Below are 23,336 nucleotides of genomic sequence, written 5' to 3'. Positions count from 1 at the left end.
TCAGGCGGAGATGTCGATGACGCCGCAATCGCCGGCAGCGCTGCCGAAGGCGACCCGGCGCTCTTCCTTGTCCCACATCATCGCGGTGATCGCGCCCTTGCCCGGGCGGCGCAGCAGCACCTCCTTGGCATCGGCAAAGCGCACCGCCATGATCATGCCGTCATCATAGCCGACGGCGACGACATCCTGGCTCGGATGGCAGGCAACCGAAGTCACCATGGCGTTGCCGCGCGTGCCGAGTTCCAGCGGCGCCTTGCCCATCGGGCCGTCCTTGCCCGAAAACGGCCAGACGATCGCCGCCGGCGCGCCGGAACTCGCCAGCCACTTGCCCTTCACGCTCCACGACAGGCTTTTGACCTTGCCGGGATAGCCAGTCATGCGCATGTGCTTGCCGTCAGCGAGCTTCCAGCCATGCAGCGCGTTCTCCTGCATGGTGGTGACCAGGAAAGCGCCGTCCGGCGAGAAGGTGATGCCGGTATGGGCGCCGGCCCATTCGAGCTCCACCGGCTTGCCCTCGGCGGCCGGGAAATGCAGCGTCGCGCCATTGTAGCGGGCGACGCCGAAGCGCATGCCCTTGGGCGAGAAGGCCAGCCCCTCGACCGAACGCGGATGGGTAAATTCTTTGGTCTTGCCGCCGGCGAAGCGCACGAAGGCGGTCTTGCCCGTGGCATAGGCAATCGCGCCCTGCGGCCCGGCGGCGACGCTGGTGATCCATTTCTTGCCGGCGCTTGCCAACTCGCTGACATTGCCACCTGCGTTGACGGCAAAAATCTTGCCGTCCTCGCCGCCGGTGATCAGCCGGTCGTTGGCGGCGTCATGGAAGGTGGAGAGCAGGCCGTCATTGGCTTGAATTGTCTTGTGGCCATTGTCGAGCCGATGCACAGCGCCATCAGCCAGCGCAAAATGCGGCACGTTGTCGAGGAAGACGGCGGCGAGACAATGGCCGTCGAGGTCGAGGGGGGCAACTGTGGGCATGGGAACCATTCCAATGAGATTTGTCGCCACCCCCGAAAAGTCGCCAGCGCGGCCAGGTATGGCGCCAACCTTCTCCCCTTGTGGGAGAAGGTGGATCGGCGCGCAGCGCCGAGACGGATGAGGGGTATTGGACGGATCGCCATCCTTGCCAAGCTGGAACACCCCTCATCCGACCGAGCTTCGCTCGGCCACCTTCTCCCACAAGGGGAGAAGGAAGAGCGGGCAGCGCTATCGCTATAAAGTCCGGAAATCAAGCCGCCTGGCAGGCCTCGAAGCTCTTCTTCAGCCGTTCGGCATCGAGCTCGCGGCCGATGAAGACCAGCCGGCTCTCATGCTTCTCGCCGTCCTTCCAGGCGCGCTGGTGGTCGCCTTCGATGATCATGTGCACGCCCTGGATAACATAGCGCTCGTCATCACCCTTGAGCGCGATGATGCCCTTCAGCCTCAGGATGTTGGGGCCTTCCATCTGGGTGATCTTTTCGATCCAGGGGAAGAATTTCTTCGAATCCATCTCGCCGCCGCGCAGCGACACTGACTGCACCGTCACATCATGGATGTCGGAGGGATGCGCGTGATCGTGGTGATGATGATGATCGTGGCCATCATGATCGTGGTGATCATGGTCGTGGTCATGGTGGTCGTGATCATGCGCTTCGAGGAAATGCGGGTCGTTTTCCAGCGCGCGCGACAGGTCGAAGGCACCGCGGTCGAGCACTTCCGACAGCGCCACGCCGGCGCGGGTGGTGCGGTGGATCCTGGCCGCCGGGTTGATGGCGCGGATGGTCGCTTCGACCTTGGCGAGTTCTTCCGGTGTGACGAGATCGGTCTTGTTCAGCACCACGACATCGGCGAAGGCGATCTGGTCTTCTGCTTCCCTGGAATCCTTGAGCCTGAGCGGCAGATGCTTGGCGTCGACCAGCGCCACGACAGCGTCGAGCTTGGTCTTGGAGCGGACGTCGTCGTCCATGAAGAAGGTCTGCGCCACCGGAACAGGGTCGGCGAGGCCCGTGGTCTCGACGACGATGGCGTCGAAACGACCGGGGCGGCGCATCAGGCCTTCGACGACGCGGATCAGATCGCCGCGCACGGTGCAGCAGACGCAGCCATTGTTCATTTCGTAGATTTCCTCGTCGGATTCCACGATGAGTTCGTTATCGATACCGATCTCGCCGAATTCATTGACGATGACGGCATAACGCTTGCCGTGGTTTTCCGACAGGATGCGGTTGAGCAGGGTCGTCTTGCCGGCGCCGAGATAGCCGGTGAGAACGGTCACGGGGATCTGCGTCGTCTGTGCATCGCTCATGTCTTGCCTCAAAATGGCTGGGCCGCGAAATTCCGGGCCGCAAGAAGGGATTGTTGGCCTGATATAGGATGTGTGCCGGCCTTTTGCACGAGGCAAACCGCCTGGGCGTTTGACCCAGGCGTGACAAGCGGATGGGTGGACCGAAATATCACCCGTGCGAGGGATGCGGACCGTCCACCGCGTCGCCTGAAACACCTCTTCGTTGAGTTGTGCGGAGCCGTGCCGCGTCAAACCGTTGCAATCGCCTTGGCGGAAACTCGTTTGTCATCTAACTGAAATAAACATCTGGCATCACCACGGTCGGCACCACAAATGCTTGCCGGCAAAGCTGTTTCGAAAGCCGGAATCTTTTTGATCGTCGATTGCCAACCGGCCGGCTGCGTCTATGCTGCACGCACCGGTACGGCCGAAGAGGGATCACCATGGCCAAGGCGGACAAGACTGCAACAATGAGCCGGCTGCATTCGGCGGCAAGGCTGGCAAGGACCGCGCTGGCGGCAAGGCTTCTGACGCACGGCTTCTATGCCGGCCAGGACCAGATCATGCTGACGCTCGACCGCGAGGACGGCCAGACGCCGGGCAATCTCGCCGGCCGCCTCGGCGTGCGCCCGCCGACCATCACCAAGACCATCAACCGGCTGCAGGCGCAGGGTTTTCTGGAAAAGCGCGCCTCCTCGGCGGATGCCCGTCAGGCGCATATCTTCCTCACCGACACCGGCCGCGAAATCATCCATGCGATCGAGAAATCGGTGAAGAAGACCGAGAAGCAGGCGTTGAAGGGCCTCGACAAGAAAGAACAGAAGACGCTGTTCAAGCTGCTCGCCCGCATCGAAGCCAATCTGTCGAACGAAGAACTGGTGCTTGTCGACGACGATGCCGACATCGACGATTGATCGGCGCGTTTTGAGCTAGGCCGCCACGGAAGGTCCGCGCACCAGCGCCGACCAGCGTCCGGGCGTCAGGCCGAATGTTTTCTTGAAATGTCTGTTGAAATGGCTCTGGTCGCTAAAGCCGGCGCCAACAGCGATCTCGGCCAGCGGCTCGCCCACCTCGATCATCCGCCTCGCCTTTTGAAGCCGGCGCATCAGCAGGAAACGATGCGGGCTGGTGGAATAGGTCGCGCGGAAATGCCGTGACAGTGCATAGCGGTCGAGCCCGGTGATCGCCTCCAGCTCATCGGAACGGACTGGCCGCTCGGCATTCTCCTCGAGATAGTCTCGCGCCAGCGCCGCCGCGCGCCAGGCGGTCTTTCCCATCGGCTTTGCCTTTTGTCCGGCATGGCGCCCGAGATGCTGCGCCAGCTCTGCAACGAAATCGGCGACGAACAACCCGTCCAGTTCTTCGTCGAGCGGCGCCAAGGCCGAAAGCAGCGTGCCGCGCAGGGCAGGATCGTTGACGACCGCATCCCTGACGAAAGGCAGCGGCGCGCCATCGAGGCAATCGAGCAGCAGCGATGGCTCCAGATAGAGGATCCGGTAGCGTAAGCCGTCCTCGGTGCCGGCACCGCCATCATGCACTTCGTCGGGATGCAGCACGATGACCTGGCCAGGCAGGCTGTGCTGGATCGCGCCTCGATAGTGGAAACGTTGCACGCCGGACAGCGTCACGCCGATGGCAAAGGTGTCGTGGCGGTGCAGGTCGAAGGCATTGCCGTGGAAATGCGCCTCGATCCGCTCGATACCAGTGGTAACAGGCGCCGACACGATGCGGTCCCCAGAAGTGACTGAATCCGCGCACGAACGTTCAAGACCCTGTACCGCCTCACCGTCTAGACCGTGCGCCATCGCATATCCTGCCCTTTGCGGGCCAACTCCTGGAGTCCTAATCTTGGTGTTCGATACAAAATTTGCAATCGTGCTGCGGGACGATCTCCCCGTCTGGCAGAAGCTGAACGTCACCGCGTTCCTGACCAGCGGCATCGTCGCGCAATTCCCCGACATTATCGGCGAGCCCTATCGCGACCGCGCCGGCAACCTCTACAATCCGCTGTCGATCCAGCCGGTCATCGTGCTTTCGGCCGATGGACCGACGCTCAATGCCATCCACCGCCGGGCGCTGGAGCGCGGGGTGACGACATCGGCCTATGTCGAGGAGATGTTTGCCACCGGCTTTGATGCGGCCAACCGCACCGTCTTCGCCGAGTTCGCGCCTGAAGACGCTAAGATCGTCGGCATCGCGCTGCGTGCCGACAAGAAACTTGTCGACAAGATCACCAAGGGCGCCCGCATGCATGCCTAATTCGTAGGCAGTTCGGTTTCAGTGCGCTGAGCCTGTGCGCGGCGCCTGTTATGCCAGTCGCTTTTGGCTTGCCGGGCGCAGGCGATTACCGCAAAGGTTAAGCGTCGATCCTCCCTGCCGGCCTGACCTTGAACGTTCCCGCAAAATCAGACGAAAGCGCAACGCCGCCCGCGGCGATGCTGTTCATGCTGTCCACCTATGTCTTTTTCACCTTTCTCGACACCTCGAGCAAATATCTGGTGCTGGCCGGCGTCTCCGCGCTGATCGTCGCCTGGGCCCGCTTCATCGTGCATGTGCTGCTGGTCGGCGTCTTTCTGCGTGGCTGGCGCGAGCCGTCGCGCTTCCGCGCCAACAATCTGCCGGCCCACATCCTGCGCGGCGGACTGCTGTTCGGCTCGACCATGTGCAACGTCATGGCGCTCAAAACGCTACAACTGGCCGAGACCACCTCGATCTACTTCTTCGGTCCGATGGTGATCACAGCCCTTGCTGGTCCGCTGCTTGGCGAATGGGCCGGCTGGCGGCGCTGGCTGGCGATCCTGTCGGGCTTTGTCGGCGTGCTGGTCATCACAAGGCCGGGCGTCGGCGTTTTCGGCGTCGGCCATCTCTTTGCGCTCGGTTCGATGCTGTCGAACTCCTTTTACGTCATCATGACGCGGCGCATGTCGGCCAGCGAAAGCTCGGAGAGCCTGATCCTGTTTTCGGCGCTGGCGCCGGCCGTGCTGCTTTTGCCGATGCTGCCATTCTCACATCAGCTACCGCAGGATGGCTGGCACTGGTTCATCCTGGTGATGCTGGGCGTGTTCGGCGCCGGCGGCCACTGGCTGCTGGTGCAGGCCTACCGCCTGGCGACCACCACGGCGCTGGCGCCGTATCCGTATTCGCAAATGGTCTGGATGATCCTGTCCGGCTGGATCATCTTCCACCAATTCCCCGACCGCTGGACGCTGGTGGGTGCTGCCATCATCGTCGCCAGCGGCCTCTACATCATCCATCGCGAGCACCGTTTGCGGCTGCGCAATCGAACGACTGTCGACGTCGAGGCGGAGGCGTTGGCGAAAAAACTTTGATTTGCTCCGAATCCGATGGCATAACGCCGCATTTAAAAAATTTAAAAAACTCGGGGAGCGAAGGGCTGGCACAAAAGATCAAGCTTTCGACGATCGCGGATGCGCTTGGCGTGTCCACGGCCACGGTCTCCCTTGCCTTGCGCGACAGCCCGCTGGTCGCCGGCGCCACGCGCGACCGCATCAAGGAACACGCCCGCGCCATCGGCTATATCTACAACCGCCGCGCCGCCTCGTTGCGCACCTCGCGTTCGGGCATTGTCGGCGTCGTTGTCCACGACATCATGAACCCGTTCTTTGCCGAGATCCTGCGCTCGATCGAAAGCGAGCTCGACCGCAGCCGGCAGACCTTCATCCTGTCCAACCACTACGACCAGCTGGAAAAGCAGCGCACCTTCATCGACACGCTGCTGCAACTCGGCGCCGACGGCGTCATCATGTCTCCGGCCATCGGCACGCCGGCTTCCGACATCGTCATGGCCGAGGAAAACGGTCTGCCGGCGGTGCTGATCGCGCGCACCGTCGAAGGCGCCGACGTGCCGGTGTTTCGCGGCGACGATGCCTATGGCACCGCGCTTGCCACCAATCATTTGATCTCGCTTGGCCACAAGCGCATCGCCATGATCGGCGGCACCGACCAGACTTCGACCGGGCGCGACCGCTACCAGGGCTATCTCAACGCCATGGAGGCCGCCGGGCTTGAGGTCAGGCCGTCCTGGCGCATTCCCGGGCCGCGCACCAAGCAGGGCGGATTCGAGGCGGCTGGACAGTTTTTGGCGCTGAAAGACAAGCCAACCGCCGCCTGCTGCTGGAATGATCTCGTCGCCATAGGGCTGATGAACGGCATTGCCCGCGCCGGCCTGGTGCCGGGCGCCGACATCTCGGTCACCGGCTATGACGATCTCGAGGAGGCGGCAATCGCAACACCGGCGCTCACCACAGTCTGGAATGGCCAGCGCGAGGTTGGCCGCCGTGCCGCCAGCGCTCTGCTCGACAAGTTGAACGGACAGGCGGTACGGCCGTCGCAGGAACTGATCAAGCCGGAACTGCATGTGCGCCAGTCTACCGGCAAGCCGGTGGAGCGTGCATGACCAAGCCTGACGCGTTGCACGCCGTCGCCGTTCTGGTGCCGGGGCATTTCAACGACCATGCGGTCGAGCGCATCGACCGCACCTTCAGAAGGGTCAAGATCGAACGCGCCGATCCGGCGCTGGTCACCGACGAAATGCGCCGTGACGTGCGCGCCATCGCCTCCTTCGCCGGCGTCAACGCGGCATTGATGGATGCGCTGCCCAATCTCGAACTCATCGCCTCGTTCGGTGTCGGCTATGATTCCGTCGATGCCGTCCATGCGGCCAAGAAAAACATCATGGTCACCAACACGCCTGACGTGCTGACCGAGGAGGTCGCCGACACCACGATCGGCCTTTTGCTCAACACCGTGCGTGAACTGTACACCGCCGAGAAATGGCTGCGCGACGGCAGCTGGGTGAAGAAGGGCAACTATCCGCTGAGCCGGCTGACCTTGCGCGGCCGTCATGTCGGCATTTTCGGCATGGGCCGCATCGGCCTGGCCATTGCGAGAAGGCTGGAAGCGTTCGGCCTGACGGTCGCCTACCACAACCGGCGCAAAGTCGAAGGCCTCGCCTACCAATACCACCCGACGCTGAAAGGCCTTGCCGAAGCGGTCGACACGCTGATTTCCGTGGTGCCAGGCGGCGCTTCCACCGAAAAGGCGGTCAATGCCGAAATCCTGACCGCGCTTGGCGCCAATGGCGTGTTCGTAAACATCGGCCGCGGCAGCACGGTCGATGAGCCGGCTCTCGCGGCAGCGCTTGCCAATGGCACCATCGCCGCCGCCGGGCTCGATGTCTTTGCCGACGAACCGAATGTGCCCAAGGCGTTGCTCGAAGCGCCCAACACCTCGCTGTTGCCGCATGTCGGTTCGGCCTCGCACCATACGCGCCGCGCCATGGCGGATCTTTGCGTCGACAATCTGGTCTCGTGGTTCAGCGAGCGCCGGCCGCTGACCCCGGTGCCCGAGACGGTGAATGTGAAGGCGGCCGGTTAACGCCGGGGCACGACGGGCCACATTTATTAACGTCAGCTTAACCCTTCGAAATGATTATTCATCCGGGGCGTATGCGTGGATGAATACCAGAATGAAAACACTTTCCGCATTGATCGCCGCCGCGGCGCTGTTAGGCGGCGTGCAGCTGTTTCACGGTGGCGCTGGCCAAAGCGCCGCCGACGAGGTCACGCCGTCCACCAGCTTCCGGCTGGTCGCCAATGGCGATGAAGGCGACTGCGCGGTGACCCGCGGCGCCGCGATCAACGATGGCCTGTCGCTGCTGACGGTGGCGCCGAATTGCCGCCGGCTGCTGCCCGGCATCGAGCGGGCGAAGTTCTGGCGTGAAGAGCAGGACGGCACGGTCGCCTTCAGCGCCGACGGCATCGACCCGATCGTCACCTTCTCGGTAGCCGATGGCGACGGTTACGAATCCTACGCGCCGGCCACGCCGCTGCTGTCGCTGGCGACAACCGACGATCGAGATCAATCCGCCGGCAATTGATCGTCGGGATTTACTCGGCTGCCGCCCGCGCGCCGGCTTTCGCCGCCGCATGCAGGCGCACCGCGTCACCGAAAGCGCCGAAAATCTTGGCCGAGTTGCTGTCCGACTTGACCCAGTATTCGGGGTGCCACTGCACGCCGACGGCGAAGGCGCGGGCATCCTTCACCGAAACCGCCTCGACCGTGCCGTCGCCGGCAACGGCCTCGACCTGCAGCTTCGAGCCGAGCCGGTCGATCCCCTGGCGATGCAGCGAGTTGACCTTGATGTCGCCGGGGCCGAACACGCCGGCGAGGCAGCTGCCGGGCTTGATCGAAATGGTCTGGTGAATGGCGAAGCGCTCGTCCTGGTTGTCGCTCACCGCTGCGCGGTGGTCGAGCGAGCCTTCGCGCTCCTGGATCTCGGTGCCCAGCGTGCCGCCCAGCGCCACGTTCAACTCCTGGATGCCGCGGCAGATGGCAAGCAGCGGCACGCCGCGCTCGATCGCCTTGCGGATCAGCGGCAGCGTGGTGGAATCGCGCGCCGGATCGTAGGGGCCGTTGGCCTCGCTGGCGTCGCCGCCATAGAGCGAGGGATGGACGTTGGACTTGGAGCCGGTGACCATGACGCCGTCGACCGACGACAGCAGTTCGTCGAAATCGAGCCGGTCGCCGAAGGACGGCACCAGCAGCGGGAACACGCCGGCGCCGGAAAGTGCTGCCTCGATATATTGCTGCGGGGCGGCATGCCAGGTGTAGTTGTCGAACTGACGGACGTCGGTCGATATGGCGACGAGCGGCTGGTGCATTTTGGGTCCGAATTCCCTTTTGGTGCGAAGCGAATAGCTATTGTGCCTGTAAAATAGGCGATCCGAAGGCGCTTTTCCATGGCAAGTTTCGTTGTCTCGCATGGGCCACGCAATAAACGTTAGACTATAGTTGCAGGCCGGGCGCCAAGCCTGCGGATTTGTCACTAGCGCCGCCGTCAAATCCCGCTGCCATGCTGGACTCGACCCCTTGCCCGTGTATTGTTTGGGGCAAACCGATACCGGGCGTGAGGAGATGTCCCTGATATCGGTTTGTTGGTCCAATAGGGAGGAACTGCATGGATCGTCGTTCATTCATCCGCAAGGCCGGGGTTACCGGCGTGGGCGCCGCGGCGGCTGCCGCCACGCTTGCCGCGCCGGCAATCGCCCAGTCCAATCCGAAAGTGACATGGCGGTTGGCGTCATCCTTTCCCAAGTCGCTCGATACGATCTATGGCGGCGCGGAAGTCTTCTCCAAGATGCTGTCGGAGGCGACCGATGGCAATTTCCAGGTCCAGGTCTTCGCCTCCGGCGAACTCGTGCCTGGCCTGCAGGCCGCCGACGCCACCACTGCCGGCACTGTCGAGGCCTGCCACACGGTGTCATACTATTATTGGGGCAAGGACCCGACATGGGCGCTGGGTGCGGCCGTGCCGTTCTCGCTCAATGCACGCGGCATGAACGCCTGGCACTACCATGGCGGCGGCATCGACCTGTTCAACGAGTTTCTCTCCACGCAGGGTCTTTTCGGCCTGCCCGGCGGCAACACCGGCGTGCAGATGGGCGGCTGGTTCCGCAAGGAGATCAACACCGTCGCCGACCTTTCCGGCCTCAAGATGCGCATCGGTGGCTTTGCCGGCAAAGTTGTCTCGAAGCTCGGCGTCGTGCCGCAGCAGATCGCCGGTGGCGACATCTATCCGGCGCTGGAAAAAGGCACGATCGACGCCGCCGAATGGGTCGGCCCCTATGACGACGAGAAACTCGGCTTCTACAAGGTTGCGCCCTACTACTACTATCCCGGCTGGTGGGAAGGCGGTCCGACCGTCCACCTGTTGTTCAACAAGGCGAAATACGAAGAGCTTTCGCCGGCCTACAAGTCGCTGGTGCACACCGCCGCGCAGGCGGCCGACGCCAACATGCTGCAGAAATACGACTATCTCAATCCTGCGGCGGTGAAGCGGCTGGTGGCTGGCGGCGCAAAATTGCGCCCGTTCAGCCAGGACATCATGGCTGCCTGCTTCGAGAAGGCCAACGAAGTCTACGCCGAAATGGAAGCCACCAACGCGCCGTTCAAGAAGATCTGGGACTCGATCAAGGGTTTCCGCAAGGAGCACTATCTCTGGGCCCAGGTGGCAGAATACAATTACGACACCTTCATGATGGTCCAGCAGCGCAACGGCAAGCTGTAGGCGCACTGGCGACATTCAAAGAAACCCCGGGCGGCTCCACCCGGGGTTTTTCTTTGCCTGATGCCGAGTGTCTCAGCCCTTGCCCGGCACCACCAGCACCTTGACCTCACCGGGCGCTGCCGGATTGGCGATCACCGTGGGGGCTTCCTCCAGGCCGACCTGTCTGGAGATGAGCTTGTCAATCTCGATTGCGCCGGCCGCGACAAGGTCCGCCGCCCGTCTGTGGGTAAAGGGGTTGATGAACGAGCCAAGGACCTTCAGTTCGCGAAACAGCACATCGAACGGTTCGAAGGGTACCTTCACGCCTTGCGGCATCACGCCGACGATCACGACCGTGCCGCCCGACTTCGCCAGCCGCATCGATTGCTCGACAGTGTCGGAGACACCAGCGCATTCAAGCACCACGTCGACCCCGCCGGGCACAAGGCCGGCCGGCCCGGCGATCGCCTCGATCGGGTCAGCGGTACTTGGGTCGACCGTCGCCGTTGCACCGAGCTCTTCGGCGAGCGCACGGCGGGAGGCTTGCCGCGTCGAGAGGATGATTGTCGCCGCTCCTGCGAGCCTGACCAATTGCACGGTAAGCAGGCCGATGACGCCGCCGCCGAGCACCACCACGGAAGCACCAGGCCTGATGCCGGCGAGGTCGACAGCGTGCAGGCAGCACGCCAGCGGCTCGCAGAAGGCGCCATGCGTTGGTTTGAGGTTCGCAGGCAGAAGGAAAGCCTGGCTCTGCGGCATCACGACATAGTCGGCGAAGCCGCCGTCGCGATGGATGCCGATGGCCCTGAGATTGCTGCACAAATTGACGCGGCCGGCCCGGCAATGGCTGCAGCGCCCGCAGAAGATGTTGGGATCGCCGGTGACGCGGTCGCCCACGGCGATACCGGAAACTGCGTCTCCGACAGCCTCGACGATGCCGCAGAATTCGTGGCCAAGTGTCACCGGCGGGCTCGAAGGGAATTCGCCGTGGAAGAGGTGACGGTCGGTGCCGCAAACGCCGCAGGCTTCGATGCGCACGAGAACGTCCTGCGGCCCCGCAACGGGCTTGTCGACTTCCCGCAGCGCGATGCTGCCCGCGGCTTCCAGGCGCACGGCTCTCATGACGTCCTCACATCAGTACTAGCCATCAGTTGAAGTTCGGCGGCTGCGACAGGTCGGTTGCCGGCACCGCCGGCTTGGCGGGCGGCGTCTCGCCGAAGTTCGGCGGTTGGGACAGATCGGTGCCCGGGGCTGCGCCGCTATTGGCAGGTGGCGTGCCGGCCGCCGGCGGTGTGTCGAGCGGCGACAGGCCCGGCGCCTGCGGCACCGTATAGTCGATGGTGCCGGGATCGACGGTCGTGCCCTTGTAGTGCATGACCATTTGCGGGAAGGCGATGGTCAGCCCGATCATGATCACCTGGATGCAGACGAAGGGCACGGCGCCCCAATAGATCTGGCCGGTGGTCACCGGCGCGATCTGCTTGCCGGTGAGGCGGTCGAGATAGGGCACGCGGGCCGCGACCGAACGCAGGTAAAACAGCGCGAAGCCGAAGGGCGGATGCATGAAGCTCGTCTGCATATTGACGCCCAACAGCACGCCAAACCAGATCAGGTCGATGCCAAGCTTGTCGGCGGCCGGCGCCAGCAGCGGCACGATGATGAAGGCGAGCTCGAAGAAATCGAGGAAGAAGGCAAGAAAGAAGACCAGCAGGTTGACGCCGATCAGGAAGCCGACCTCGCCGCCCGGCAGCGACGTCAACAGATGCTCGACCCAGATGTGGCCGTTGACGCCGTAGAAGGTGAGCGAGAATACGCGAGCGCCGATCAGGATGAACAGCACGAAGGACGACAGCCTGGTCGTCGAAGTCAGCGCCTGCTTGATGACGTCGAGCGACAGTCGCCCCTTTGCCGCCGCCATGGCCAATGCGCCGACGCTGCCCATGGCGCCGCCCTCGGTCGGCGTGGCGATGCCGAGGAAGATGGTGCCAAGCACCAGGAAGATCAGCGCCAGCGGTGGGATCAGCACAATGATCACCTGCTGCGCCAGCCGGGACATCATGTTGAAGTTCAGGCGCTTGTCGGCAATCGCCACGATGTAGATGAACAGCACGCCGACGCTGGCGCCGAGGATGTCGGCATTGTCGCCATGCGCCGGTGCGAGATAGCGGTAGGCGGCATAGGAGACCGCTATTGTCACCAGCAGCGCCGCCAGCAGCGAGAGGATGCCGTGGCCGAGGGTGCGTGCCTCCAGCGGCAAGGCCGGCATCGACTTCGGCCGGACGATCGACATGATCAGGATGTAGAGGGCATAGAGGCCTGTCAAAACCAGGCCGGGGATCAGGGCGCCGGCATACATGTCGCCGACCGAGCGGCCGAGCTGGTCGGCCAGCACGATCAGCACCAGTGAGGGCGGGATGATCTGCGCCAGCGTGCCGGATGCCGCGATGACGCCCGATGCCAGTCTGCGGTCATAGCCATAGCGCAGCATGATCGGCAGCGAGATCAGCCCCATGGCAATGACCGACGCGGCCACCACGCCGGTGGTGGCGGCCAGTAGCGCGCCGACGAAGATCACCGCATAAGCGAGACCGCCGCGGATCGGCCCGAACAGCTGGCCGATCGTGTCGAGCAGGTCTTCCGCCATGCCGGATCGTTCGAGCACGATTCCCATGAAGGTGAAGAACGGGATCGCCAGCAGCGTGTCGTTCGACATCACCCGGCTGCCGTAGAAATTGTCGGGCAGGGCGTGCAGCAGCGGCCAGGCGAGATTGATCGAGCCGCCCGAATAGGGCGACAGCACGACGCCAATGAAGAAGAACATCAGGCCGTTGGCGGCGAGCGAGAAGGCGACGGGGTAGCCGATCAACAGGAAGATGATCAGCGAGGCGAACATGATCGGCGCCATGTTCTGGGCGATGAACTCGATCATGGGCGCGCCTCCTGGGCGAGCGCCTTGGCTTCATCGGCCAGGGCTTTCGCCTCGAGCTCCGCCTGTTCATGCGCCGAGATGAACGGGTTGGGATCATCCATGTCGCCCCGCATGATGGCAATCTTCTTGATGATCTCGGAGATGCCTTGCAGCGCCAGCAGGAAGAAGCCGACCAGCAGGATCGCCTTGGCGGGCCAGATGATCAGGCCGCCGGAATTGTTCGACATTTCGCCGCTACGGAACGACAGCGACACGTAAGGCACGAAATAGATCACCATCAGTGTCACGAACGGCATCAGGAAGAACAGATGGCCGAGCAGGTCGATCCAGTGCTGCACGCGGCGCGAGAACATGCCGTAGACGATGTCGATACGGATATGGTCGTTCTGCTTCAGCGTATAGGCGGCGGCGAGCATGAAGGCGGCGCCGAACAGGTACCACTGCAATTCCAGCCAGGCGTTCGACGAGACGTCGAAGACCTTGCGGATGATGGCATTGGCGGCGCTGACCAGGATTGCCAGCAGGATCAGCCACGATATCCATCTGCCGATGAACTCGTTCATACGGTCAATCGTTCTGGATAGAGCGAGTAGCCCTGCCATGCATTCCTCCCTGATGTCGAAGGCGCGCCGGCTCCCCTTATTTTCCGTCGCGCCGCTGTGGCCCAACGGTATGCCGCGCGTGGTTCGGCGGGTCAACATGGCATAGGCGCGATCAACGCCGTTGTGACGGGAGGCAGGCGATAAAGTGCCGACCGGCTGCTACGTCATGCAACCAAAGTCTGACACCGGATGCGGCGATCAGGCGATCTTCTGCTGGTCGCGGCCGGGACCGATCAGCACAAGTGCTGCGACCAGGAACAGATACATCCAGCCATCGCGCCATTCGATCGGGAAATAGCCGGCCCATAACGACTCCGCCATGCCGAATGCGGCCGCACCGAGCGCGGCCCGCGGTGGCGAGAGATAGCCGCCCACTGCCGTCACGAACAGGATTTTCAGCCCGTAGACGAGGCCGGAGCCGAAGCTGACATTGCCATAGTAAAGGCCGGCCATGACGCCGGCCAGCGCGGCGCAGAAACCGCCGAACAGCACCGCATGCCGGAACACCTTGCGCACATCGACACCGCACAAGGCTGCCGCGTGGGGATCGTCGGAGACGGCACGCCAGCGGCGGCCGAAGCCCGAGCGGGCAAACGCCCATGCGGCGAGGATGATTGCCGCCAGAACAATAGCGCAGTCGATGAGCTGGATCAGCGTCAGCGTTGCCTTGAAACTGGCGTCCTGAGCGAAAACGATGGGCTGCGCCAGCATCGGCGGCAGCCACCAGTCATGTGTGTCGGCGGCAATGCGGCTCGCTTCCGACAGCACCAGCAGGATGCCGAGCGTCGTCACCACGATCGCATTGGGCGTCCGGTCGGCCAACGGTTCGAAGACGCTGCGCGACAGCACATGGCTGATCAGCCCGGCATAGAGGAAAGCCGTGACGACGCCGAGCACCACCGCCGCCAGCAAGGTCAGCCACAACACCTGATAGCCGAAGGCTACGGTCAGGATCATCGTCTGGCCGCAAAAGGCGAACAGCGCGCCATAGGCGAGATTGGTCCGGTGCAGGATGCCGTTGGTCAGGACGTAGCCGAAGGCAAGCAGCGCATAGAGCGCGCCCGAATGCAGCCCGTTCAGCACCTGCTGGAAGAAATAGAGCATGGACAGCCTTCCGGGCGGCGGTGGCCGCGCCCGGACCAAGGTTTGCATCGTGGAATCTAACTTGTCAAACGCGATTTATCGGTTAGATTTCCAATATGACAGTATCCTGGACCCCGCATCGCTTCACTGGCGGCATGCTTGCGCTCGACACGGCCAACACCGTGGTGCTGCGCAACGATCCGGAAAAAACCTTCGACCGCTTCGCCCATCCGGCCGAGATCGCGCGCTTCGCTGAAGCCGCCAGCGGTTTTCGAAGTGCCGAGCTTGGCGGCAGGCGGCTGGAGGCGGGCTCGCCGGACAGGATCGCGCCGGTGGTGCTGTCGATACGCGAGACCACCGACCGCCTGTTTCGCGGCGCGGTGTCGAAAGGTGCGCTTGCCGGAGGCGATCTCGCCTCTTTTCTAAAAGCCTGCGCCAACGGCCTCGATCAGAGCCCGGCCGAAATCGGCGCCCCGGGCAGGCCGTTCGGCGATCCGGCGACACCGATCGCGTTTGAGGCGGCGCTCGCGGTTTCAGCCTTGTCGCTGTTGCGCGACGACACGGTCGCGAGGCTCAGAATCTGTCCCAATTGCAGCTGGCTGTTCGTCGACAGAAGCCGCAATTCCAGCCGCCTCTGGTGCGACATGGCGGTGTGCGGCAACCGCCAGAAAGCAAGCCGTCACTATCGCCGCCGCCGCACGGCGGCTCATGAGGTCAACAATGCCTAGGGGTTTTTTCCGTTCGATCCTTGTCGGCGCAGCACTCACTGCCGTCGTTGCGCTCGGCGCCTGCCGCGACACCGGCGGCGATGGCAAGCTATTCGAGGTTTCCGGCAAGGTCGTCGTCTTCAACTACCGTCTCGCCCGGGCGACCTATGTCGTGACGCTGCGGCCCCTGCAGCCGATGGGCGAAGGCCAGGTCGCCGTCGCCAGCTTTCAAAATCCTGCCGGCGGTCCTCCCCTGGTGGTCGAGCAGAAGGTCTGGCCGAAACTCGACAAGGTCAGCCTGGAGAGCCCGGCGCTGACCTGTATCGTCAAGGACAAGCCCTATGCGATTGCCATCAACATCAAAGGGGCTGACGGCGCGATCCTGCAGAAGATCGACACCACGCTGATCTCGACGGAGGATCAGTCGATCCTGCCCGACCGGCCGCTGGTGGTCGACCAGCTCTATACGGCCAATCCTGACCTCGCCGGCCATCCCGACGGCAAGCTGCCCGGTGAACCGAAGCCGGATTGTTCGAAAGGCTGACGTGTCGTTGCCCGGCGCGATTGCGTGGAAATTTTCGGTCGCCGGACAACCGCCGCAGATAGGATTCGTGACAGATTGGAGATCGCAACGGATCGTTCGTTGCGCTTTGCCTGGCACTTTCGATTTCGTTTGACCTGCCTTGCAAGCAGAGAAAGACTGCGCCATCTCACTCCTACGTTGGCTGCGCCCCCGCCGCCGCCTCCGCAGAGGAAATGCCTGATGACGCTGCACGACGTCGCGCTCGACGACAAGTTCGATCTTGGTAAGGAGCGCATCTTCCTGTCCGGCGCGCAGGCGGTCATCCGCATGCTGTTGATGCAGCGCGAGCGCGACCGCCGCGCGGGCCTCAACACGGCCGGCTTCGTTTCCGGCTACCGCGGCTCGCCGCTCGGTGGCCTCGACATGCAGCTATGGCGGGCGAAGAAGCAGCTGGCGCAGGCCGACATCGTCTTCCAGCCCGGCCTCAACGAGGAGCTTGCCGCCACCACCTGCTGGGGCTCGCAGCAAACGGAATTGCTGGGCGAGGGCACGCATGATGGGGTGTTTTCGGTCTGGTACGGCAAGGGACCGGGCGTCGACCGTTCGGGCGATGTCTTCCGCCACGCCAACCTCGCCGGATCGTCCAAGCATGGCGGCGTGCTTGCACTGATGGGCGACGACCACATGGCCGAATCCTCGACCAACGCGCACGCCACCGAATTCCTGTTCATCGACACCATGGTGCCGATCCTCAACCCGGCCGGTGTCCAGGAGATCATCGACTACGGTCTCTACGGCTTTGCCATGTCGCGTTTCGCCGGCACATGGGCGGCGATCAAATGCGTCAAGGACAACATCGAATCGACGGCCTCCGTCGATGCCGCGCTCGAGCGGCTGAACATCGTCGTGCCGGAGTTCGACATGCCGCCCGGCGGCCTCAACATCCGCCATGAGATCGACATGCTCGGCCAGGAGGAGCGCCTGCATGAGCACAAGCGCGCCGCCGCGTCCGCCTTTATCCACGCCAACGGACTGAACCGCATCATCTATTCCGGCGGCCGCAGCCCGAAGCTCGGCATCATCACGCTGGGCAAGAGCTATCTCGATGTCCGCCAGGCGCTGGAAGACATCGGCGTCGACGAAGCCGCCGCCAACCGCATCGGCATCCGCCTGTTCAAGGTCGGCTGCCCGTGGCCGCTCGACCTGCAGCATATCGCCGAATTCGCTCGTGGCCTCGACACCATCGTCGTCGTCGAGGAGAAGCGCTCGCTGATCGAGGTGCAACTGCGCGAAAACCTCTACGGCACTGCCACCCAGCCGACCATTGTCGGCAAGAAGGACGAGCGCGGCGACTGGCTGTTTCCGGCCAAGGGCGCGCTCGATCCCAACGAGATCGCGATTGCGCTGGGCGAGCGGATTCTGCGCACCATCGGCCCCTCGGAAGAGATCGCTGCCAAGGTGGCGAAGCTGCGCCAGTTCCAGGCAATGCTCGCCGACACCAGCGATATCGGTTCGCGCACGCCGTTCTTCTGCTCCGGCTGCCCGCACAATTCCTCGACCAAGGTGCCAGACGGCTCGATCGCCGCCGCCGGCATCGGCTGCCACTTCATGGCCCTGTGGATGGATCGCAACACGGTCGGCTTCACCGCCATGGGCGGCGAAGGCGCGCAATGGGTTGGCCAGGCGCCGTTCTCCAAGCGCGAGCACATTTTCCAGAATCTCGGCGACGGCACCTACAATCACTCTGGCACGCTGGCGATCCGCTTCGCGCTGTCGACCGATGCCAACATCACCTACAAGATCCTCTACAACGACGCCGTCGCCATGACCGGCGGCCAGCCGCATGAGGGCGGGCTGACGGTTGACATGATCGCCAGGCAAGTGCGCGCCGAAGGCGTCGACCGCATCGCCATTGTCACCGACGAGCCGGACAAATATGCCGGGAAGGTCGAGTTTCCGGCCAGTGCCACCATCCATCATCGCGACGACCTCGATCTCGTCCAGCGCGAGCTGCGCGACGTCAAGGGCGTCTCGGTGCTGCTTTACGACCAGACCTGCGCGGCCGAAAAGCGCCGCCGCCGCAAGCGCGGCACCTTCCCGGATCCCGACAAGCGGGTGTTCATCAACGAACTGGTCTGCGAGGGCTGCGGCGATTGCGGCGTGCAGTCAAACTGCGTCTCGATCCAGCCGGTCGAGACCGAGTTCGGCCGCAAGCGCAAGATCGACCAGTCGAGCTGCAACAAGGATTTCTCCTGCGTCAACGGCTTCTGCCCGTCCTTCGTCACCGTGCACGGCGCCAAGATCCGCAAGGCTGAAGGCATTGCCGGGCGGACCGATCCGCTCGATGGCGTGCCGGTTCCGGCTGAATTCCCACTCGGCAACGAGGGCTGGGCGGCGATCATCGATGGCGTCGGCGGCACCGGCGTCGTCACCATCGGCGCGGTGCTCGGCATGGCCGCCCATCTCGAGGACAAGGGCTGCGGCATGATCGACATGGCCGGCCTCGCCCAGAAGGGCGGTTCGGTGTTCACTCATGTCCGCATCGCCCGCACCCCGGACGACATCCATGCCATCCGCGTTTCGGCGGGCAAAGCCGACCTGGTGCTGGGCTGTGACCTCGTCGTGTCCGGCGCCAAGAAGGTACTTGGCGCGGTGCGCGAAGGCCATACCATCTTCCTCGCCAACACCGCCGAGATCATGCCCGGCGAATTCGCCCGCTCGGCCGATTTCTCGCTGCCGATCGAACGGCTGAAGAAGGCGATCCGTGCGGCTGCCGGCGACGACAAGGCGCATTTCTTCGACGCGACGCGAACCGCCACGCAGTTGTTCGGCAATTCACTCGGCGCCAACATGTTCATGCTCGGCTTCGCCTTCCAGCATGGCGGGCTGCCGCTCTCGGCCGAAGCCGTTGAAAAGGCTATCGAATTGAACGGCGAAGCGGTGGCGATGAACATCGCCGCGTTCCGCTGGGGCCGGCGCGCCGCGCATCAGCCGGAGTTCGTGCGTGGCCTCATCGCGCAGCCGGGCAAGGCCGCGCCGATCGCCGAGACGCTGGACGACGTGATCACCCGCCGCGTCGCTTTCCTCACCGCCTATCAGAACGCCGCCTATGGCAAGCGCTATGCCGAAAAGCTGGCTGTTTTACGTGCCGCTGAGGCAAAGGCCGTGCCTGGGTCGACCGCGGTCACCGAAGCGGCTGCCAAAAACCTGTTCAAGCTGATGGCGATCAAGGACGAATATGAGGTGGCGCGGCTCTACACCGACGGCTCCTTCGCAACGGAACTGTCAAAGCAGTTCCAGAGCTACGACAAACTCGAATTTCATCTGGCGCCACCCATCATGGGCAGGCGCGGCAATGACGGCAAGCCGAGGAAATCGAGCTTCGGCCCTTGGATGATGAAGGGTTTTCGCCTGCTGGCGGCGCTGAAAGGCTTGCGCGGCACGGCTTTCGACCTGTTCGGCTATAGCGCCGAGCGGCGCATGGAGAGGCAACTTCTGGCCCGCTATGAGGCCGATCTGGCGCTTGTCGCGACAGCACTTGCACCGGGCACGATCGAGGCCGCAGTCGCGCTAGCCTCGGTGCCGGCGCTCATTCGCGGCTATGGCCATGTCAGGCAGGCCAGCGCCGAAAAGGCCGATGGCGAGCGCAAAAGGCTTGTCGAGCGGCTGACCAACACGCCGGCGCGGCCTGAACTTCAGGCCGCAGAGTGACGCCTTGTTTACCTGAACAAGAATTTCCCCGGCTTACGCCGGGGTAGCCGACTTGACGACAGACGCCGAAACGGCATCTCTAAACCTTTCTTAAGGCGAATGTGCCATGACTGCGGTTCGTGCGACACCGCAGGCCATGCAAGAAAACAAAGCCGCAGAGATAGGTGAGGACGTCTATGCTGGGTTCGTGCGATCGTTGTTTAACGATCCCGGGATCCTGCTGATTGGCGCGTTTTGCCACGGCCTCATCGGTGTTCTCGTTTATTTTACCTCAGGGCATCCAGCCTATCTTGCACTGGCCGCGCTTATGCTTGCGGCCGGCCTTTACCGTTACTACGGCATCCGCAAGGGCCTGCGCGTCGGCAGTTTCGAGACCTATGAACAAGCCAAGAGGTGGGAGCGCTACTACCTGGTTGGCGGCACCATCCAGGCTTTCTTCATGGGGTTTTTCTGCTTTACCTCAATCTATCTCGTTCCCGACGTGTTCGGGGAAAGCGCTGCCATTGCCGTCATAATGGGCTCGACGGTGACCATTGTCGGCCGCAATTACGGCTCCAAGACCATGGTTGCGGTGCAGGCCTTCACCGTCGTACTGCCGATCGCCGTCGGGCTGATGCTCAAGGGCCATGTCGGCGATTTCATCCTCGGCCTCTACATCGTACCGTTCATCTTCATCATCACCCGCATGGCCAGCCACGTTCGCACGGTGCTGTTCGACGCCATTTCGGAGCGCAAGACGGCGGCCAGGCTCGCCGAGCGCTTCAACCGCGCGCTCAACACCATGTCGCATGGCCTGGTCATGCTCGGCCCCGACGGCAAGGTCTTGGTCGGCAATGCCGAAGCTGCGCATCTGATGTCGCTGCGTTCGCCGGACCAGCTGCTGGGCCGGTCGATCCATTCCCTGCTGCTACGCGGCGTTGCCGGCGGCATGCTGGCGCCCAAGGACTGCCGCTATGTCGAGGCGCAGCTGACGCGTGCGCTGCGTGAAGGCCGTGACCGCAAGGTGCTGGTGTCCTTCTCCAATGGCCAGTACTTCGAGTTCTCGGCCCGCGAGGGCAATCAGGACCTCGGCGTCATCACCTTCGAGGACGTCACCGCCCGCGTCGAGGCCGAAGAAAAGATCCGCTTCATGGCGCGCTATGACAGCCTTACCGGCCTGCCGAACCGTGCCTATTTCCATGAGCTGGTCGGCGAAGCGATGGCGTCGGGCAGCCGCGACCGCCTGTGCGCGCTGGCGGTGATTGATCTCGACGATTTCAAGAGCGTCAACGACACGCTCGGCCATCCCGTCGGCGATGGGCTGATCTACGCCGTTGCCGAACGCCTGGCGGCCGTCGCCGGACAAGGTGTCAATGTCAGCCGCTTCGGCGGCGACGAGTTCATGATCTTCTTCGACCGCGTCGAGGATGAAAGCCATCTGACCGGCCTGCTCGACCAGATCTTCGCCGATCTACAGGGCGAGGTCGATGTCGCCGGCCATGGCCTGCGCATCCAGGCAAGCGCCGGTGCTGTGCTGTCCAGGGTCGAGGACACCGATGTCGACGCAATGATCGTCAAGGCCGACCTGGCGCTCTACAAGGCCAAGGAACTCGGCAAGAACAACTGGCGGCTGTTCGAGGCTGCGATGGATGCGGCGTTCCGCAACCGCCAGCTGATGAAGGCGGACCTGCGCACGGCCGTTGAAGGCAAGGCGCTGCGGGTGGTCTATCAGCCGATCGTGGCGATGAGCACCATGCGCATCGCCAGCTGCGAGGCGCTGTGCCGCTGGGATCATCCCGATCTCGGGCCGGTTTCCCCCAGCGTCTTCATTCCGCTGGCCGAGGAAATGGGCATCATTTCCGAGATCAGCACTTTCGTGCTCGAGGCGGCCTGCGTCGAATGCGCCAAGTGGCCCGGCCAGACCAGCGTCTCGGTCAATCTTTCGGCCAAGGATTTCCGCAACCGCGACGTCGTCCAGAAGGTTGCCGATGCGCTTGCTAAATCGGGGCTCGCCGCCGGCCGCCTGGAGATCGAAGTCACCGAAACCGCCCTGCTCGACGACAAGTCGCTGACACGCCAGTATATCGAGGAGATGAAGCAGCTTGGCGTGCGCATCGCGCTCGACGATTTCGGCACCGGCTATTCAAGCCTGAGCTATCTCCACAAGCTGCCGCTCGACAAGATCAAGATCGATCGTTCGTTCCTGATGGACGTGACCCAGAACAAGCGCTCGCTCGACCTGTTGAAAGGCATTGTCGACCTGACCCGCGTGCTCGGGCTGTCCGTCACCATCGAGGGGGTGGAAACCTTCGAGCAGCTGAAGGTCCTGGTGCATTCGGTGAAGCCGGATCTTGTCCAGGGCTTCCTGTTTGGCGCGGCACTCAGCGCCTCGGGCATCGAAACCATGTCTAATGTGACCTGGCCTTTCGCCGCGGAGCTGCGGCCGGTGGCAAAACTCGCCACACCCTGACTTTACCGTGATCAATTTGCGCTTGAAAAGCCCGTTTAAAAGGCGTTGTATTGTCTAGGCGTTAACCATTTGTTAAGGTTAACGTTCAGTAAACGCAGACGATTTAAGTTTCATCTTCTTGTTCCTGCGGTCGTCCGGTATTGTTCTCCTGCGGCGGTACGAGGGGAAGTAATGGACACGCATCAGTCAGGCCTGCCTTCGGGTGCGGCAGTCAAATCCGAGTCGATTTCCTTGTTCGCCCGCAATGTGCTCGACGTCCTGGAGCGCATCGAATACCGGCGCTGCGAAAGCGGCGAGGATCTCGAAGCGGTCTACCGGCTGCGCTACAAGGCTTTTCACACGCACGGGCTGCTTGACACCATCGTCGAACAGAAGCTCGCCGATCACCTTGATGAAGCGCGCAATTGCTACTGTTTCGGCGTCTTCATGGATGGCGAGTTGGTCAGCACCGTCAGGCTCCACCATTTGACCCGCGAGACCCCCGAAGCGCCGATCATGACGGTCTTCGGCGACCGGCTGCTGCTGCGGCTGGCGCGGGGCGAAACCTTCATCGATCCGAGCCGACTGGCGATCGATCCGCAAATGTCGTCGGCCAATAGGGCCCTGCCTTATGTCACGCTGCGGCTCGCGGTCATCGCCAACACCTTCTTCAACGCCACCAGCTGCATTTCGATGATCCGCGAAGAGCACACGGCGTTCTACCATCGCATCTTCGGTTCGGTGCAGGTTGGCGAGCCGCGCCTCTATCCGCCTTTCACCATGCCGATCTTCTTCTATGAATCGATCTGCGAGCAGAACATGGCGCCGACGCTGCAGCGCTTCCCCTTCTTCCAGTCGACGGCGCTGGAGCGGCGCATGCTGTTTGCCAAGGCGCCGGCCGGCGAGCTGGCGCCGCTGACCATCCTGCCGACCGCCAAATATTTCCGCGAAGCAGCATAACGCCGGCAAGCCCCACGAAATTTAGCGCGTTGGTTCTGGAGCTTTCCGGCCGCTTCGGCGTTCTG

General features: G+C 63.1%; 20 protein-coding genes. 12 read left to right on the top strand and 8 right to left on the bottom strand.

Features of this window, described 5'->3' with window-relative positions:
* On the bottom strand, positions 1-975 hold the full coding sequence (locus AC1D1B_RS02485) for a WD40 repeat domain-containing protein (RefSeq protein ID WP_477329119.1): 975 nt from the start codon (positions 973-975) through the stop codon (positions 1-3).
* Between the two features lie 250 nt (positions 976-1,225).
* Positions 1,226-2,281, bottom strand: coding sequence for a CobW family GTP-binding protein (locus AC1D1B_RS02480; RefSeq protein WP_477329118.1), 1,056 nt, complete (start codon positions 2,279-2,281; stop codon positions 1,226-1,228).
* Positions 2,282-2,703: 422 nt separating this feature from the next.
* On the opposite strand from AC1D1B_RS02480, the gene AC1D1B_RS02475 reads away from it, so the two are divergent.
* A complete protein-coding gene (locus AC1D1B_RS02475) occupies positions 2,704-3,174 on the top strand; it encodes a MarR family winged helix-turn-helix transcriptional regulator (RefSeq protein WP_477329117.1) in 471 nt (156 codons plus the stop codon).
* 15 nt (positions 3,175-3,189) lie between these two features.
* Here AC1D1B_RS02475 and AC1D1B_RS02470 read toward each other — a convergent pair whose 3' ends face one another.
* Positions 3,190-4,065, bottom strand: a complete 876-nt coding sequence (locus AC1D1B_RS02470) for an AraC family transcriptional regulator (protein WP_477329116.1) — start codon at positions 4,063-4,065, stop codon at positions 3,190-3,192.
* 46 nt (positions 4,066-4,111) lie between these two features.
* Here AC1D1B_RS02470 and AC1D1B_RS02465 point away from each other — a divergent pair, with 46 nt between their 5' ends.
* The 5 genes from AC1D1B_RS02465 (at position 4,112) to AC1D1B_RS02445 (ending at position 8,159) form a co-directional block, all read left to right on the top strand.
* Complete coding sequence (locus tag AC1D1B_RS02465; protein WP_477329115.1) at positions 4,112-4,519, top strand: DUF2000 family protein; 408 nt, start codon at positions 4,112-4,114, stop codon at positions 4,517-4,519.
* Between the two features lie 185 nt (positions 4,520-4,704).
* Positions 4,705-5,589, top strand: coding sequence for a DMT family transporter (locus AC1D1B_RS02460; protein WP_477329114.1), 885 nt, complete (start codon positions 4,705-4,707; stop codon positions 5,587-5,589).
* A 65-nt stretch (positions 5,590-5,654) separates the two neighbouring features.
* Entirely contained in the window at positions 5,655-6,677 is a 1,023-nt protein-coding gene (locus tag AC1D1B_RS02455) for a LacI family DNA-binding transcriptional regulator (RefSeq protein ID WP_181056868.1), read from the top strand.
* Complete coding sequence (locus AC1D1B_RS02450; protein WP_477329113.1) at positions 6,674-7,657, top strand: 2-hydroxyacid dehydrogenase; 984 nt, start codon at positions 6,674-6,676, stop codon at positions 7,655-7,657. Before AC1D1B_RS02455 ends, AC1D1B_RS02450 begins: the two co-directional genes overlap by 4 nt.
* A gap of 91 nt (positions 7,658-7,748) precedes the next feature.
* Positions 7,749-8,159 (top strand): hypothetical protein, encoded by a 411-nt coding sequence (locus AC1D1B_RS02445; RefSeq protein ID WP_477329112.1) that lies wholly within the window; start codon positions 7,749-7,751, stop codon positions 8,157-8,159.
* A gap of 10 nt (positions 8,160-8,169) precedes the next feature.
* Here the strand turns inward: AC1D1B_RS02445 and AC1D1B_RS02440 are convergent, their stop codons facing one another.
* Positions 8,170-8,943: a gamma-glutamyl-gamma-aminobutyrate hydrolase family protein gene (locus tag AC1D1B_RS02440; RefSeq protein ID WP_477329111.1), complete on the bottom strand. Its 774-nt coding sequence runs from the start codon at positions 8,941-8,943 to the stop codon at positions 8,170-8,172.
* 296 nt (positions 8,944-9,239) lie between these two features.
* Between AC1D1B_RS02440 and AC1D1B_RS02435 the strand changes: the two genes are divergently transcribed.
* Positions 9,240-10,349 (top strand): TRAP transporter substrate-binding protein, encoded by a 1,110-nt coding sequence (locus tag AC1D1B_RS02435; protein ID WP_477329110.1) that lies wholly within the window; start codon positions 9,240-9,242, stop codon positions 10,347-10,349.
* A 72-nt stretch (positions 10,350-10,421) separates the two neighbouring features.
* On the opposite strand, the gene AC1D1B_RS02430 is transcribed toward AC1D1B_RS02435, so the two are convergent.
* The 4 genes from AC1D1B_RS02430 to AC1D1B_RS02415 all read right to left on the bottom strand — a co-directional run bounded on the left by AC1D1B_RS02430 (position 10,422) and on the right by AC1D1B_RS02415 (position 14,963).
* A complete protein-coding gene (locus AC1D1B_RS02430) occupies positions 10,422-11,450 on the bottom strand; it encodes a zinc-dependent alcohol dehydrogenase family protein (RefSeq protein WP_477329109.1) in 1,029 nt (342 codons plus the stop codon).
* Positions 11,451-11,475: 25 nt separating this feature from the next.
* Positions 11,476-13,257, bottom strand: a complete 1,782-nt coding sequence (locus AC1D1B_RS02425) for a TRAP transporter large permease (protein WP_477329108.1) — start codon at positions 13,255-13,257, stop codon at positions 11,476-11,478.
* Positions 13,254-13,859: a TRAP transporter small permease subunit gene (locus AC1D1B_RS02420; RefSeq protein ID WP_477329107.1), complete on the bottom strand. Its 606-nt coding sequence runs from the start codon at positions 13,857-13,859 to the stop codon at positions 13,254-13,256. The genes AC1D1B_RS02425 and AC1D1B_RS02420 overlap by 4 nt, the downstream gene beginning before the upstream one ends.
* Positions 13,860-14,057: 198 nt before the next feature.
* Positions 14,058-14,963 (bottom strand): branched-chain amino acid ABC transporter permease, encoded by a 906-nt coding sequence (locus tag AC1D1B_RS02415; RefSeq protein WP_477329106.1) that lies wholly within the window; start codon positions 14,961-14,963, stop codon positions 14,058-14,060.
* A 95-nt stretch (positions 14,964-15,058) separates the two neighbouring features.
* Here AC1D1B_RS02415 and AC1D1B_RS02410 point away from each other — a divergent pair, with 95 nt between their 5' ends.
* From AC1D1B_RS02410 to AC1D1B_RS02390, 5 genes are all read left to right on the top strand, one after another.
* On the top strand, positions 15,059-15,670 hold the full coding sequence (locus AC1D1B_RS02410; protein ID WP_477329105.1) for a CGNR zinc finger domain-containing protein: 612 nt from the start codon (positions 15,059-15,061) through the stop codon (positions 15,668-15,670).
* Positions 15,663-16,193, top strand: coding sequence for a hypothetical protein (locus tag AC1D1B_RS02405; RefSeq protein WP_477329104.1), 531 nt, complete (start codon positions 15,663-15,665; stop codon positions 16,191-16,193). The genes AC1D1B_RS02410 and AC1D1B_RS02405 overlap by 8 nt, the downstream gene beginning before the upstream one ends.
* 219 nt (positions 16,194-16,412) lie before the next feature.
* Positions 16,413-19,883, top strand: a complete 3,471-nt coding sequence (locus tag AC1D1B_RS02400; protein ID WP_477329103.1) for an indolepyruvate ferredoxin oxidoreductase family protein — start codon at positions 16,413-16,415, stop codon at positions 19,881-19,883.
* Positions 19,884-20,019: 136 nt separating this feature from the next.
* On the top strand, positions 20,020-22,332 hold the full coding sequence (locus AC1D1B_RS02395; protein ID WP_477330509.1) for a putative bifunctional diguanylate cyclase/phosphodiesterase: 2,313 nt from the start codon (positions 20,020-20,022) through the stop codon (positions 22,330-22,332).
* Positions 22,333-22,503: 171 nt separating this feature from the next.
* The gene (locus AC1D1B_RS02390) at positions 22,504-23,271 is read left to right on the top strand and encodes an N-acyl amino acid synthase FeeM domain-containing protein (RefSeq protein ID WP_181056656.1); all 768 of its coding nucleotides are present in this window, start codon (positions 22,504-22,506) and stop codon (positions 23,269-23,271) included.
* Positions 23,272-23,336: the final 65 nt, after the last annotated feature.

It is taken from the genome of Mesorhizobium sp. P2_C5_2, assembly GCF_056404535.1.
Note: the sequence above shows the minus strand (reverse complement) of the source record. Positions and strands in the feature narration are given on the sequence as shown.

Bases quoted from the DNA above. Each gene is read 5' to 3' on its own strand.
- AC1D1B_RS02420 (WP_477329107.1), bottom strand. From the start codon at position 13,859: ATGGCAGGGCTACTCGCTCTATCCAGAACGATTGACCGTATGAACGAG.
- AC1D1B_RS02425 (WP_477329108.1), bottom strand. From the start codon at position 13,257: ATGATCGAGTTCATCGCCCAGAACATGGCGCCGATCATGTTCGCCTCG.
- AC1D1B_RS02405 (WP_477329104.1), top strand. From the start codon at position 15,663: ATGCCTAGGGGTTTTTTCCGTTCGATCCTTGTCGGCGCAGCACTCACT.
- AC1D1B_RS02475 (WP_477329117.1), top strand. From the start codon at position 2,704: ATGGCCAAGGCGGACAAGACTGCAACAATGAGCCGGCTGCATTCGGCG.
- AC1D1B_RS02435 (WP_477329110.1), top strand. From the start codon at position 9,240: ATGGATCGTCGTTCATTCATCCGCAAGGCCGGGGTTACCGGCGTGGGC.
- AC1D1B_RS02395 (WP_477330509.1), top strand. From the start codon at position 20,020: ATGCAAGAAAACAAAGCCGCAGAGATAGGTGAGGACGTCTATGCTGGG.
- AC1D1B_RS02430 (WP_477329109.1), bottom strand. From the start codon at position 11,450: ATGAGAGCCGTGCGCCTGGAAGCCGCGGGCAGCATCGCGCTGCGGGAA.
- AC1D1B_RS02460 (WP_477329114.1), top strand. From the start codon at position 4,705: ATGCTGTCCACCTATGTCTTTTTCACCTTTCTCGACACCTCGAGCAAA.
- AC1D1B_RS02410 (WP_477329105.1), top strand. From the start codon at position 15,059: ATGACAGTATCCTGGACCCCGCATCGCTTCACTGGCGGCATGCTTGCG.
- AC1D1B_RS02450 (WP_477329113.1), top strand. From the start codon at position 6,674: ATGACCAAGCCTGACGCGTTGCACGCCGTCGCCGTTCTGGTGCCGGGG.
- AC1D1B_RS02485 (WP_477329119.1), bottom strand. From the start codon at position 975: ATGCCCACAGTTGCCCCCCTCGACCTCGACGGCCATTGTCTCGCCGCC.
- AC1D1B_RS02445 (WP_477329112.1), top strand. From the start codon at position 7,749: ATGAAAACACTTTCCGCATTGATCGCCGCCGCGGCGCTGTTAGGCGGC.
- AC1D1B_RS02390 (WP_181056656.1), top strand. From the start codon at position 22,504: ATGGACACGCATCAGTCAGGCCTGCCTTCGGGTGCGGCAGTCAAATCC.
- AC1D1B_RS02415 (WP_477329106.1), bottom strand. From the start codon at position 14,963: ATGCTCTATTTCTTCCAGCAGGTGCTGAACGGGCTGCATTCGGGCGCG.
- AC1D1B_RS02400 (WP_477329103.1), top strand. From the start codon at position 16,413: ATGACGCTGCACGACGTCGCGCTCGACGACAAGTTCGATCTTGGTAAG.
- AC1D1B_RS02470 (WP_477329116.1), bottom strand. From the start codon at position 4,065: ATGGCGCACGGTCTAGACGGTGAGGCGGTACAGGGTCTTGAACGTTCG.
- AC1D1B_RS02480 (WP_477329118.1), bottom strand. From the start codon at position 2,281: ATGAGCGATGCACAGACGACGCAGATCCCCGTGACCGTTCTCACCGGC.
- AC1D1B_RS02440 (WP_477329111.1), bottom strand. From the start codon at position 8,943: ATGCACCAGCCGCTCGTCGCCATATCGACCGACGTCCGTCAGTTCGAC.